The 13,012-nt window shown below is 68.8% G+C and carries 9 protein-coding genes; 3 read left to right on the top strand and 6 right to left on the bottom strand.

Annotated features, from left to right (window positions below; all coding sequences use genetic code 11):
* Positions 1 to 7: 7 nt before the first annotated feature.
* Both otsB and NQ036_RS09865 read right to left on the bottom strand, forming a co-directional pair.
* Positions 8 to 2,836 (bottom strand): trehalose-phosphatase, encoded by a 2,829-nt coding sequence (gene otsB / locus NQ036_RS09870; RefSeq protein ID WP_257058579.1) that lies wholly within the window; start codon positions 2,834 to 2,836, stop codon positions 8 to 10.
* A gap of 279 nt (positions 2,837 to 3,115) precedes the next feature.
* Positions 3,116 to 3,883: a hypothetical protein gene (locus NQ036_RS09865; RefSeq protein ID WP_257058567.1), complete on the bottom strand. Its 768-nt coding sequence runs from the start codon at positions 3,881 to 3,883 to the stop codon at positions 3,116 to 3,118.
* Between the two features lie 732 nt (positions 3,884 to 4,615).
* Between NQ036_RS09865 and NQ036_RS09860 the strand changes: the two genes are divergently transcribed.
* Positions 4,616 to 5,458, top strand: a complete 843-nt coding sequence (locus tag NQ036_RS09860) for an endonuclease domain-containing protein (protein ID WP_257058565.1) — start codon at positions 4,616 to 4,618, stop codon at positions 5,456 to 5,458.
* A gap of 209 nt (positions 5,459 to 5,667) precedes the next feature.
* On the opposite strand, the gene NQ036_RS09855 is transcribed toward NQ036_RS09860, so the two are convergent.
* From NQ036_RS09855 to NQ036_RS09845, 3 genes are all read right to left on the bottom strand, one after another.
* Positions 5,668 to 6,195, bottom strand: a complete 528-nt coding sequence (locus NQ036_RS09855; protein ID WP_257058562.1) for a Rieske (2Fe-2S) protein — start codon at positions 6,193 to 6,195, stop codon at positions 5,668 to 5,670.
* Positions 6,196 to 6,288: 93 nt separating this feature from the next.
* The gene (locus tag NQ036_RS09850) at positions 6,289 to 7,692 is read right to left on the bottom strand and encodes a phosphotransferase (RefSeq protein ID WP_257058559.1); all 1,404 of its coding nucleotides are present in this window, start codon (positions 7,690 to 7,692) and stop codon (positions 6,289 to 6,291) included.
* 150 nt (positions 7,693 to 7,842) lie between these two features.
* Positions 7,843 to 8,667, bottom strand: coding sequence for a phosphatase PAP2 family protein (locus NQ036_RS09845; protein ID WP_257058557.1), 825 nt, complete (start codon positions 8,665 to 8,667; stop codon positions 7,843 to 7,845).
* A gap of 112 nt (positions 8,668 to 8,779) precedes the next feature.
* On the opposite strand from NQ036_RS09845, the gene NQ036_RS09840 reads away from it, so the two are divergent.
* The gene (locus NQ036_RS09840; protein ID WP_257058554.1) at positions 8,780 to 10,309 is read left to right on the top strand and encodes an aspartate aminotransferase family protein; all 1,530 of its coding nucleotides are present in this window, start codon (positions 8,780 to 8,782) and stop codon (positions 10,307 to 10,309) included.
* 119 nt (positions 10,310 to 10,428) lie between these two features.
* On the opposite strand, the gene NQ036_RS09835 is transcribed toward NQ036_RS09840, so the two are convergent.
* Positions 10,429 to 11,121, bottom strand: coding sequence for a TRIC cation channel family protein (locus NQ036_RS09835; protein WP_257049037.1), 693 nt, complete (start codon positions 11,119 to 11,121; stop codon positions 10,429 to 10,431).
* Positions 11,122 to 11,548: 427 nt separating this feature from the next.
* On the opposite strand from NQ036_RS09835, the gene NQ036_RS09830 reads away from it, so the two are divergent.
* Entirely contained in the window at positions 11,549 to 12,928 is a 1,380-nt protein-coding gene (locus NQ036_RS09830) for a pyridoxal phosphate-dependent aminotransferase (protein WP_306427853.1), read from the top strand.
* Positions 12,929 to 13,012: the final 84 nt, after the last annotated feature.

The raw sequence follows: 13,012 nt of genomic DNA, 5'->3' as shown, positions 1-13,012 counted from the left end.
TTGAGTCCTACTCGAGGAACTCCGGGCGGACGATCGGCAGGGGCTCGGTCTGCGGCCCACCGGTGCGCGCCAGCACATCGTCGAGCAGCCGGGCGCAGCGGATGTAGCCCAGATGCGAATAGGCCTGCGGGGTGTTGCCCAGGTGGGTTTCGGCCACGGGATCGTACTCCTCCGGCAACATCCCGGTGGGCCCCAACAACCCGTGCAGACGCTCGAACAGGTCCAGCGCATCCCCCGTGCGCCCCACCAGGGCGAGCGCCTCGATCAGCCAGCTGGTACAGATGTGGAACCCACCCTCCAGCCCCGGCAGGCCGTCGGCGTAGTGATAGCGGAACACGGTGGGCCCGGCCCGCAGGTCCCGCTCCACTGCGTCCACCGTGGCCACGAAGCGCGGATCGTCGCCCGGCAGCAGGCCGGACAGCCCCACGAACAGGGCCGCGGCGTCCAGATCGTCCTCACCATAGGCCACGGTGAAGGCGCCCACGGCCCGATTGAAGCCCTTGTCGAGCACGTCCGCGGCAATCGCCTCGCGCAGCTCGATCCAGGTCCCCGGCACCGGTTTGCCGAATTCCTCGGCGATCCGTACCGCCCGATCGGCCGTCACCCAACACATGACCTTCGTGTACACATTGTGCTTCGGCGCGCGCCGGGCCTCCCAGATGCCGTGGTCGGGTTCCTCCCAGCGCCGAGACACAGCCAGCACCATCTGACGGGTCAGCTCCCAGTGCTCCGTGCGTAGCTCCCCCAGGGCCCTGGCACACTCCAACAAGAGCTCGGTGACCGGGCCGAACACGTCCAACTGCACCTGGTGCTCGGCAGCATTGCCCACCCGCACCGGCCGCGAACCGGCGTATCCGGGCAGATGGCCCAGCACGGCCTCGGTCGTCAGAGCCGAACCGTCGACCGCGTACAGCGGGTGCAGCTGCTCGGGGCCCTGGGCGCCGGCCAGGATCCCGGTCAGCCAGTCGAGGAAGCCCACCGCCTCCTTCGTCGAACCCAGCTCCAGCAGGGTCCGCACCGTCATCGAACCGTCGCGCAGCCAGCAGTAGCGGTAATCCCAGTTGCGCACCCCGCCCAGGCCCTCGGGCAGGGAACTTGTGGCCGCTGCCAGCACCCCGCCGGTGGGTTCGTGGCACAGTGCGCGCAGTGTCAGCGCCGAACGGACCACCGCCTCCTGGTGCAGATCCGGCAGGTCCAAGGAGGCGACCCAGTCACGCGAGGCCCTGTGCACTTCGTGGCGCAGATGCGCCGGCGGGCCCGAGAACAGTTCGTCGAGCACCCCGCCGGGCTCCTCGTACTCCCCGCCCAGGGCCAGGGCCAGGACCACGCGCTCGCCGGGCTCATTGGCCGGCACCACCGTGGCGACCGCTGTGTCCGAGCCGCCGATCCCGCCGGCGCCGGGCTCCCGTTCGATCCGGAAGCGCACTCCGGGGGCGTACAGCGTGATCGGTTCCGAGGTCGTGAGCACCCGCACGCCGCCGGGGATCAATTCCAGGCGGACCGGGGTCGCGCCGAAGTCCGGGCGTGGGGCGAAGCGGATTTGCGCCGGGGCGTCGCCGGTGAGTTCGCGCACCAGCACCGCGTCGGCGGACTTCGGGGTGCTGGCCGGGGCGAAGTAGTCGTGGCAGTTCAGGCCCGGCCAGCGCGTCTCCAGGACCATCGAGTTCGTCCGATAGCGCTGGGTCAGCGGCCGGGCGCCGTCCGCCGCCTCCAAGCTGAAGTAGCCGGCCTGCCTGCTGCCGAGGATCTCCGAAAAGAGCGCGGCCGAGTGCGGCAGCGGGTAGGGCATCCAGACGATCCGACCGGCCGCGTCCACCAGCGCCAGGGAATGGCCGTTGCCCAGCAGCGAGTGTCGCTCGATCGGGACCGACTTCGAGCCGAACAGCCAGGCCCGGCGCAGCTCGAACAGGCTGGAGAGCACCAGCGCCACGGCCTGCGGATCGGCCACCGTGAACGAGGCCGCGGTTTCGGAGGTGGAGGTCGTCGCGGCGGGCGAGGCGGCGGGCGAAGCGGCAGCGCCGGCGAGGGCGGCCTCGGGCGTGCCGACCCGGATACCCAGGTCGCTGTCACCCAGGGTGGCAAGTGCCGCCTCGTCCGAGGTGTCGTCGCCGATGTAGACGACCGCCGGATCGCGCAGCGAGCCGCGCAGCTGTGCCAGGGCACGCGCTTTCGACGTCGGCACCACGCTCAGGTCCACTACATCCTTGCCGTGCACCGCGGTCACGCCCGCCCAGGACTCGACCTCGGCGACGGCCCGGCGTGCCAGGTCCTCGATGTCGGGGCCCAGGCCGCGCAGGTGCACGGCCACGCCCGTGGGCTTGGCCTCGACCAGCAGCGCGGGGGCCTGGGCCAACAGGGCGTTCATGCGCGCGCGGATGCGGGTGAGCAGGGTGCGGGCGACGGGGCTGAGGAAGTCCTCGGTGTCGGGGCTGTCCTCGATTCCGTGCGAGCCGAGCAGTGTGACCTCGCGCGGGAGCCGGGACATGGCGGCCAGGTCGCGCAGCGCACGGCCGGAGATGACCGCCGAGTCGGTATCGGGCAGCGCCGCCAGCGAGCGCATGCTGGCGACCGAGATCGGCAGGGGGAAGGCGTGGGTGGGGCGGTCCACCAGCGGGGCGATGGTGCCGTCGTAGTCGGTGGCGACCAACAGCGTGGGCGAGTGGGCGAGCTGGACCAGACGGGCCAGCAGGCCCTCGGGCAGTTCACGCGAGGCCTGGGCCAGGTCGCCCAGCGGTCCCACAGTGGGGGTGGCCGGGTCCCAGGTGCCGAGGCCGCTGGGATCGGGGAAGGCGGAGCCGGCCCCATATGCTTCCGTTGGTGTCACCTCGGCGCCCATCCGACCTCCTCGACCCGCCGACCCTCATCGTGGCCGACCTGCGACTTCGACTGTGGTTCCGACTCTAGTCGACGGCGGGAAGCGATATGTGACGAACACGACTGCCCGAGGCGCCAGGGAGGTACCACCCGGGCGGTGGCTCCACACATGCACCGGTGGCAGCACAACTCACGATTTATCGAGCCACTGGAACTGTTGTGGAGCCACACGGCAAGGCGCGGGCATTTTGGCAAGGCGCGGGCACGGCCGGTGCAGGCGCGAAGGTTCAGGCGCGAAGGTTCAGGCGCGGCCGTGCGGTTCGAAGCCCTCTTCGCCATCGGCTTCGTCGCGGCGTTGGATGGCGACGAGCTCCTCGGCGGCCAGGATATCCGTGTCGGCCGCCGCGTCGTCATCGCCCAGGCCCGAGTCGCGCAGCGTCCGCACACGCGAGCGTCGGGTGAACCCACCGATGATGTAGAGGATCGAGGCGATGAGGACCGCCGCTCCCGAAAAGCCCGTGACGCTCAGCGCGTGCATGCTGAAGCCCACCAACAGTGCGATGCCCAGCAGCAGGTGGACACCTCCGGCGATCAGGTAGTCGTTGGCGTTCGGCGTGGCGCGCAGCAGCGCGTAGATCCACAGCTCGATGATGGCGTGCAGCACCGCCCATACGCAGACGGCCGCGCGCAGCTGGCCGGCGGTCGAGGCCAGGAGCAGGAAGACCAGGGCCGGGACCACGACGATCGCCTGGCCCAGGAGGGGCATGCGGATGATCGCGGGGCTGTACTTGACCTGGACGAGGATGAGCACTGCCTGCAGCGCCAGGAAGACCGCGATGATGAGGTCGGCGGTGCGCACGGGGATGCCCAGATTGGTGGGACCCCCCAGCATCTCGCGCGGCCAGAACACAGTCGCCAAGCCGAAGATCACGCCCAAGGCGCCGCGGATCGCCATCCACAGGCCGGTCCCGGCGTACTGCTTGACCGAGATGGTGGCCGCGGGGCGGCCCGCATCGGTCGTGGGTGTCCCTGCTGTCCCCGAATTCCCGGGTGTCCCTGCTGAAGTCACGCCCACCAGTCTAGCGGGGGCGACCCCGAGCTCGCTCCCCCGGCGGCGCGCCCGCATCTCCTCCACATCACATGCGGAAACCTGCAACACATACGTGTATATGCGTATGTGTTGCAGGTTTCCGCATGTAATAGGATCAAACCTCTTCCAATCGTGTCTAACATGTAGCACCATGTGACCATGTACAACGTCTTTTCACGATCATCGCTACCAAATGATATTTCTATCGATAGATTGCTTCAATCATCCCGGGGTTGCTGCACCACGAGGAGACATCGCGGCGTATACGCCGTTGTGCGCGTATGCCAAACGCCTGCACATGCCGTGTTCATGCAGTGGATCGACTCGCCCGAACTCTTGGATCCCGGTCCGGAGCGCAGTGGTTCAGCTGCCGATCAGGGCACCGACCAGAGACACACCGACCATCAACCGAGGAATCGGTCGGCGGAGGGGCGGCCTGCGACAGGCGCATCCCCCGCAACGGTTTTTCAACGCGAAATCGCACATCATCTGGGACACATATCGACCCTCCGACTCGCACCCGGAGAGCACCTCAGCCACCGATCCGCCGCAGCAGCACAGGGGATCCCCCTCCCGACCCCGGACCTCGCCCACATCGAAGTATCCCGTCCCGAACGCCCGTCCTACACGAACAAGACCTTCCGGAAGCGACAGCGATCCGTTCCGGCGGAGCACCTGTACGACACCTGCGCGGCGTTGCCCGGCGTTTTGATGACCGATCCGTTGTGGACCGCTGCGGACCTCCTCCGGGATTGCGATGAGGTGCACGGAATCATCGCCGCAGACGCCTACACAGGCGGTATCTCCGAAATCACTGCAGGCAGGCTTGCGGCATACCCGAACCGGACCAGGACCGGACTCTATCTGCAGTTTCCATCGAACCTGGTGGAAAGGCATGGGCCCGAAGGCGCTCGCGCTCAGTTCGACCCCGCCTATCGGCACACTGCGATGATCGACGCTCTGGCCCGCACCAATGACATGGCGCCCGAAGCGTTCGGCCAGGTGGTCCCTCTTCTGGTGCCGCCAGGCCACGGTCCAGCGCAGCCTGCAAGCAATCCGCCGCCCCCGGTGACGGGTGTCCCGGCAGCTACGCCCCGGTTGGTCCGCCACATCGCTCAGCGGCGAGAGAGGCTGCAACAGACCCTGAACCAACTCGCAGAGCATGCCGCGAGCAGGAACATGAGCAAAGCCAGGCGCTTGCTCGGTTGGTCCACCGGACTCGCCGAGTCACCCTTGGAATCGCTCACGGCATTGGCGCTCCACCGCCTGGGCATCCACGATTTCTGGCAGCAGGTGGCATTCCCCTTCGACGATGCCCTCGCGGGTTTCAGCGATCGGGTCGACTTCTACATTCCCCGCCTCAACCTCATCATCGAGGCCGATGGCTGGAGCAAATACAACGAGTACGGGCCCCGGATGAAGCAGGAGAAGCGCCGCGAGGACAGGCTCGCGCTACGACATGTGGTCATCCGCGTCGAGTGGAGCGATGTCCTGCCGGGACCGCGCGGGTACAGAATCATCGAGAAGTTCCGGGCCAAGGGGTTCAGGATCTGAGCCTCACCGACCCAGGACATGCGCATTGCGCGACCGGCCGCTCACATCGCGCGGCCCAGGCCCCGCATCGCATACGGAAACCTGCAACACATACGTGTATACACGTATGTGTTGCAGGTTTCCGTATGCGATGCGGCGAAGGGCGTGAGGCCAGGAGACCAGGCGGCTGGGACGGCGCGCGCCCCGGTGACGGGCCGGGCCCGAGTGCCTCAGCTCGCGCTGATCTTGAGGGCGGCCCCCGACTTCTCCACCTTGCCCGGCGTCAGACCCTTATTGGCCGGGCCCGCGATCTTCGATCCGTCCTCGGTTGAGAACACCGAGGTGTGGCACGGACACGTGATGTCGTCCTTGGTCACCTGCCGCACCAGGCATCCCTGATGGGGGCAGATCGCCGAGTACGCCTTGAAATCGCCCTTCGTCGGCTGCACGACCACCCAGCTGTTCTTCACGACGCCGGAGCCGACGGGGACCTCTGTTTCGGGGAGTTCAAGCGGTTCGGGCGCCTTCGACTCCGAGCCGCAGGCCGCCAGACCGCCGACCACAGCAACGCCCGTCACGCCCACAGCCGCGGACTTGAGGATGCGCCGCCGGCTGGGGGCCGAGGCACCGGATCCGGCCGCGTTTGAGGCGGCCAAGCTTGAGGCGCCCGCGTTTGCGGCGGCTGCGCCTGCAGCCGTCTCGCCTTCCTCAGCTACGGAGTGATCATGGGTACCGGAAACGCGGAGGACAGAACTCATGGGCCCCACTCTAACCACTGGCCCTGACCATCGCCGCTAAGCCCGGCCTTCGACATCCGGCCGCCCGGACCCTGAGACTCGACGCGAGGACGCTCAGCCGACGATGGCCTCGGCCAGGGCCCTGACCACGGGCCAGGTACGCGCCATCCGCGCCCGGCCGTAGGCGGCGTCCGGCGAGTCGAGGCCGGCGGCCAGCGTGCGGGCGGACCAGGTGCAGGCGTTGAGACACAGCCGGGCCAGCGCACTCACCTCGACCAATTCGAGTTCCCGATCCGTGAGTTCGGCGGGGGTGCCGGCCGAGGCCGCGACGTAGGCGGAGACACAGGCGCGCAGGGCAGCCAGCGGATCGTCCACGCCCAGCATCGTGTACGAGGCGGCGATCGCCAGTTCCACCACGCGCGGAGCTGTGCGGGTGTCGCCGAAGTCGATCAGTCCGGTGATGTGCAGCGCGCCGGGCGTGGCCTCGGCCGTACCCGCGGCGCCCGCGCCGAGCAGGATGTTGAAATCGTTGACGTCCTGATGCACGACCTGGCACGGCAACTCGGGCAGCAATGGCCGCACGCGCGTTTCGAAGGCACGCGCGACTCGCCGGGCCAGAGCGACGTCGGCGGACAGCCGGGTCCCCATGTCCACCGGGACCAGGCCGGCGGATTCGAGCGCTGCAATCCGATCGGCGGCCGAGAGCACATTGCGCCCGGTGGTCTCGAACGACCACGGGTGCAGGATCGGTTCGGGCTCGGCCGGAGCCTGCGCCAGCGCCGCGACCAGCCGGGCCGTCAGTCGGCCGACCTGCTGCGGATAGTCGGCCGGGACCTCGGCGGAGGCCGCGACCTCGCCGGCCAGGTACTCCTGCAGGCGCAGCATCACCCGGGGCCCGGCATCCGCCTGCCCATCGTCCGCCGAGGCCACCGCCGCGGGGCCACCGGCGTTCGCCTCTGTGCCCAACAGCTCTGTGCCCAACGGCGTTGTGCCCGTCGTCTGTGTGCCCGTCGCAGTAGCGCCCGGCAGCGCGGCGTCCTTGGGCACGGCGCCCTGGGGCGGCGCGGTCTGCGGCGCAGCGTCCGCAGGCGCGGGGTCCTTCGCCGTGGTGTCTTTCGTGGTGTCCTGCAATGCGGTGTCGCTCACTGCAGTGCCCTTCGGCGGCACCGCAACGTCCCTCGGCGGCACAGCGACGAGTGCCAGATAGCCCGAGGACTCGCCGGCCGCGGTCGAATACGGGTGCAGTGCGGGCACCTGCCGGGCCACCGGCAAGCCGGCGCGGGCCGCCAGGCCCTGCACGGCGCAGAACCAGTCGGCGTGTTCGACGGGCATCGTGGGACTGGGGTACTCGGCCTTGAGCACATAGCTCTTGGCAACGTCCTCGCCCGAGGCGGTCACCACGATATTGACCGCGATCTCGCCGGCCAGGAAGCGGCCCACCTGCACGTCCAGGCCGAAGTGCGCGCGGCACAGTTCGGCGACCTCGGCTGGGGTCAGAGAATGCAGCGGTCGACTCATGCCCCCAATCCTATGGGAGCACCCCCGACCTTCGTCCACTACGACTCCACTACGACCTTCGTCCACTACATAGCGAAATGTCGATTGGGAGCGCTCCCACCTCCGAAAATCAACATTTCGTCACGTAGTGGAACTGTTATGCGATGGAGCCTATGTAGTGGAACTCCGGCGAGATGAACCCCCGGAACCACGTGAACCGGATGGATCACCGGAACCGATCCGGTCGCCTGCCGCAACCAGGCCCAAGCGCACAGCGGGGGCCACCGCGACCGACCATACGATCGAGCCCAGGACATCGGTGGGATGGTGGACGCCGACGATGAGCACCGTGCACACGATGAGCGCCGGATAGGCCACACACAGTACCGCGGCGATGGGCCGGGCCCGGGTCCTGCGCACCAGGAACCACACCCCCATGGCCAGCGCCACCGCGAACCCCGTGTGCCCACTGGGGAAGGAGGGATCGGCGGGCCACGAGGCAAAGGGCTGGGCCAACAGGGCATGGTCGGGCCGCGGCCGATCCACCAGCTCCTTGATCCCTGTGATCGGCAGCCAGGTCACGGCGACCGTCAGCACGAAGGTCAGCACGGCCCGGGGCGAGCGCGTCCCCCACCAGGCCAGCGCCCCGGCGCCGAGCAGCAGACCGATCGCGCCGGGTACCCGCTGGAATCCATAGACGGCATCCGTCGAGGCCCCGACCCACCCCGGGTGCAGACCGTTGGCCCAGATGACGATCGCCATGTCGATCCCCGGATCCAGCCGCACCACCAGTCCCAGCCCCAGCACCGCGGCCGCGGCGACGATCGCCAGGGCGACCACGGCACGAGGATGGATAGTTGGGGCGAGGATGCCGGCACGGGTGCCCGCATCCCGGGCGACGGGTTCCGGCTGCCGGCCGGCCGCGGGTTCCCGAGGCTGAACCGGGTACTGCTCCGATTCAGGTCCCGGCCGCCCCGGCTGCTCATCGCTATGCATCCCTCCAGTCTCCCATGCACGACTCCGGTGCGGCAGCCGGCGCGGACACCACCCCACCTCGCCCGCACTCATAAGACGCTCAAGGACGCGTCCGGCGTGCCAGACTAGGCGTATGAGCCGTGAAGCGAACCTCCGCCAGGGGTCCAGTCCCGAAGATTCCGAACTGATCCGCCGCCGCAATGCCGTCCTGTCCGACTCCTACCGCCTGTTCTACGAGCACCCGGTGGAGCTGGTCAGGGGCCAGGGCGCGCGCCTCTACGACACGGCCGGCCGCGAGTACATCGACATGTACAACAACGTCCCCAGCATCGGGCACTCACACCCGCTGGTCACCGAATACGTCTCGCGCCAGCTGTCCACCCTCAGCACCCACACGCGCTACATCACCCCCGTCGTGGTGGACTATTCGGAGGCGCTGCTGGCCGAATTCCCGCCGGCCCTGGACCGCGTCACCTACGCCTGCACCGGCTCCGAGGCCGTCGACCTGGCCGTGCGCATGGCCCGCTATTACACGGGCAACCGCGGCATCATCGTCACCTCGCACGCCTACCACGGCACCACCACCGCCTCGGCGGAACTGTCGCCGAGCCTGGGCGACGGCAATGCGCTGAGCCCCTTCGTCGAACTCGTCGAGCTGCCCGACACGGCGGTTTCGGCGGCTTCCCCGGCCGAGGCCTCGGCCGCCTTCGCCGCGGCCGTCGAGTCCGCCGCCGTCCGGTTGCAGGAGATGGGCGCGGGACTGGCCGCGGTGCTCATCGACTCGATCATGTCCTCGGACGGAGTGCGGCCCGATCCGCTGGGGTTGCTGCCGGCGGCTGCCGCCGTCGCGCACCGCTACGGGGGCCTCTACATCGCCGACGAGGTCCAGCCGGGCTTCGGGCGCACCGGCACCATGTGGGGCTTCGCGCGGCATCCGGCCGAAGTCGGCTCAGATGACACAGCGGGCGCGGCGGACACTGCCGGCACTGTCGGCACTGGCGCGGCGGCAACCTCGGCAGGGGGCGGGGCCGGGGCCGAGTCCTTCGTGCCCGATATCGTCGTGCTGGGCAAGCCGATGGGCAATGGCATGCCGATCTCGGCGGTCGTGCATCGGCGCGAGGTCGGCCGGAAGTTCGGCCAGAACGTCCGCTACTTCAACACCTTCGGCGGCAATCCCGTGTCGATCGCGGCCGCCCGCGCGGTGCTCGAGGTGATCCGCTCCGAGGACCTGCCGGCGCACGCGCTGCGCTTGGGCGATCGACTGGCCGACGATCTGAGCCGGCTCACGGCCGACCGGACGCTGAACATGAGCGCCGGCGCCGAACGGGGCGGGGCCTCGGACGCGCAGTCCCCCGCGGCAGGCGCGACGTCCGGCGCTGCAGTCGGCGCAATGCCCACTGCAGCCGGAGCAGCCTACGGCGCGGACCCCCGGTTCGCGCCCGTCCGGCACGCGGGGCTGTTCCTGGGCCTGGACGTACTGGACGAATCCGGTGCCCCCGACCCGGCCTCGGCGAACCGGTTGGTCAACGAACTGCGGGAGGCCGGAGTGCTGATCTCGGCCTCGGGCCAGGCGGGCAATACGCTGAAGGTGCGCCCGCCCCTGGCCATCACCGAGCCGGACGTGGACCGCTTCCTGGACATCTTCGCCACCCTCCTCCCCTGACCCACCCCACACACCGTCCCTGAGTTCCACTACTTGCCGAAATGTTGATATATCGGCGATTTCGAGCAGAAATCGACATTTCGTCAAGTAGTGGAACATCCAGCGCGACTCGCGTCAGCTCACTGTCCGTCGGGACCGCCGCGGAAGACGTCGTCGGTGCGGCTGCGGCGGCGGGTGCGCAGGCCCTGGTAGGACCATTGCCGCATGGGTGATGGCACATGCCATTGCAGCTTCCACGCCGTCATCCGGAAGGCGAACACAAAGGCCGCGATGATCAGCCCGGTCCACAGGTTGAACCAGTCCAGCCGGCACACCGCCGCGGTCAGCGCGCACCCCACCGCCGACGGGATCATGTACAGGTCGGAGCCGTTGAACACCGCCGGCAGCTCATTGGCCACCACATCGCGCAACAGGCCGCCGCCGCAGCAGGTGATCAGCCCCAGCACGATCGCGGCGGGCACATTGACCTCGAAGTCCAGCACCCGCACCACGCTGGTCATGCAGAACAGGCTCAGCCCCAGCGCGTCGAAGACGATGATGAGCGTGCGCAGCGGCAGCACGCGCTGCCCCAGGAAGTACACGAACACGGTGCTGAGCACCGGCGGGATCAGGTACAGCGGATTGGCCAGGGTGACGGGGAAGGTCACGAGGATGACGTCGCGGACGATCCCGCCGCCCAGGCCGGCCAGCGCGCCGAGCACCAGCCCGCCGGTGATGTCGATATTGAGCCGGGCGGCCAGCAGGTTCCCCGACAGTGCGAAGGCGAATACGCCGGCCAGGTCGAGGATGAGCAGGATCGTCTGGGAGTCCACGACAGTCGATTGTATCGGGGCGCGCCTTCCCACTCGCCGTTCCACTCGCCTCCCCACCCACGGCTCCGTCTGCCGCCCCCACCCGCCGCCGCGGGACGTCCCCCTGGGACGCCCGCCCTTGGGCCTGCCATGGCACCGGCCCGGCCACCCCAAGCGCACCCGGCCGCCCCGAGCACACCCGGCGTCCGCGCCCGAGGTCCCGGCCGGAACCTCGGCCCCGGAACCTTTGTGCTGCCGCGCCAGCGCGCCAAAGGCACCCAGGTCGAACCTTTTGGAATGCGGTTGTGCAACGGCGTTGCGCGTAGGCTGGGGCGCGGACCGTCACACTGGACGCGGTTCGGAGCCGGGCCGGACGGCGGCAAGACATGCCGCCGCACCCCGACCGGCGGACGCGGCCACCACGCAGACAACCGAGGAGTTCCCACCCATGTTCAAGCAGTCGGACAAGCTGGCCAATGTGCTCTACGACATTCGCGGCCCGGTCCTGGACGCCGCGGACAGCATGGAGGCAGCCGGCCACCGCATCCTCAAACTCAATATCGGCAATCCGGCACCCTTCGGCTTCGAGGCCCCCGATGCGATCCTCGTCGACATGATCAAGGCTCTGCCCACCGCGCAGGGCTACAGCGATTCGCGCGGCATCCCCTCGGCGCGCCGCGCGATCGTGCAGTACTACGAGACGAAGGGCATCCATAATCTGTCCTCCGACGACGTCTACATCGGCAACGGCGTCTCCGAACTCATCACCCTGAGCCTGCAGGCCCTGTGCAACCACGGCGATGAGATCCTCGTGCCGGCGCCGGACTACCCACTGTGGACGGCCTCGGTCGCACTGGCCGGCGGCACCCCCGTGCACTACACCTGCGATGAGTCCAACGGCTGGATGCCCGATGTCGAGGACATCCGCGCGAAGATCACGCCCAATACCAAGGGCATCGTCGTCATCAACCCGAACAACCCCACGGGTGCGGTCTATTCGGAGGAAACGCTGCGGCAGATCGTGACGCTGGCCGCCGAACACGAACTGCTCATCTTCGCCGACGAGATCTACGAGAAGATCACCTACCACGGCACGCAGATGACCAATATGGCCACGCTGACCGGGGAGGACGTCCTGTGCCTGACGTTCTCCGGGCTGTCCAAGGCCTACCGGGTGGCCGGCTACCGCTCGGGCTGGCTGGCGATCACCGGCCCCAATTGGAAGGCCACCAGCTATATCGAGGGCATCAAACTGCTGGCGAATATGCGGATGTGCGCCAATGTCCCCGCCCAGCACGCGATCGCCACGGCGCTGGGCGGCTATCAGTCGATCGACGCCCTGGTCCTGCCGACCGGCCGGCTGGGCGCGCAGATCGACTTCAGCTGCAAGCGGCTCAACGAAATCGACGGGGTCAGCTGCGAACCCGCCGAGGGCGCGCTCTACCTGTTCCCCAAGCTGGACGTGGAGAAGTTCGGCATCGTCGACGACGAGCGCTTCGCCCTGGACCTGCTCAAGGAGCAGAAGATCCTGGTCAGCCACGGCACCGCCTTCAACTGGACCGCGCCCGACCACTTCCGGCTCGTCACCCTGCCCTCGGTCGAAATGCTGTCCGAGGCCTTGGACCGGCTCGAGGAGTTCCTCGACGGCTACCATCAGCATGCGCAGGGCGGGCCGCGGACCATCACGCTCGGCGGCGCTGCCGCAGGTGCTGCGAGCGCGGATCCGGCGGCCGAGGTGCCCGCGGGTTCCGCGGACGTGGCCACCCCGGCTGCGGCTACCGCCGAGCCCTCCGAGGCCAAGGTGTCCGAGCCGGCCGCCGCTTCATGAGCCAGCACCGCTTCATGAGCGAACACCGTTTCGTGAATGCGTGCAGGGGCCGACGGGTGATCGACCTCGTGGACGACCGCGCGA

The organism is Brevibacterium sp. 91QC2O2 (genome assembly GCF_024580695.1).
In the GTDB taxonomy this organism is placed as follows: domain Bacteria; phylum Actinomycetota; class Actinomycetes; order Actinomycetales; family Brevibacteriaceae; genus Brevibacterium; species Brevibacterium moorei.
Note: the sequence above shows the minus strand (reverse complement) of the source record. Positions and strands in the feature narration are given on the sequence as shown.

What these genes read in the sequence shown, in the direction of transcription:
- otsB (WP_257058579.1), bottom strand. Translation starts at nt 2,836, where the DNA reads ATGGGCGCCGAGGTGACACCAACGGAAGCATATGGGGCCGGCTCCGCC.
- NQ036_RS09860 (WP_257058565.1), top strand. Translation starts at nt 4,616, where the DNA reads ATGACCGATCCGTTGTGGACCGCTGCGGACCTCCTCCGGGATTGCGAT.
- NQ036_RS09855 (WP_257058562.1), bottom strand. Translation starts at nt 6,195, where the DNA reads ATGAGTTCTGTCCTCCGCGTTTCCGGTACCCATGATCACTCCGTAGCT.
- NQ036_RS09850 (WP_257058559.1), bottom strand. Translation starts at nt 7,692, where the DNA reads ATGAGTCGACCGCTGCATTCTCTGACCCCAGCCGAGGTCGCCGAACTG.
- NQ036_RS09845 (WP_257058557.1), bottom strand. Translation starts at nt 8,667, where the DNA reads ATGCATAGCGATGAGCAGCCGGGGCGGCCGGGACCTGAATCGGAGCAG.
- NQ036_RS09840 (WP_257058554.1), top strand. Translation starts at nt 8,780, where the DNA reads ATGAGCCGTGAAGCGAACCTCCGCCAGGGGTCCAGTCCCGAAGATTCC.
- NQ036_RS09830 (WP_306427853.1), top strand. Translation starts at nt 11,549, where the DNA reads ATGTTCAAGCAGTCGGACAAGCTGGCCAATGTGCTCTACGACATTCGC.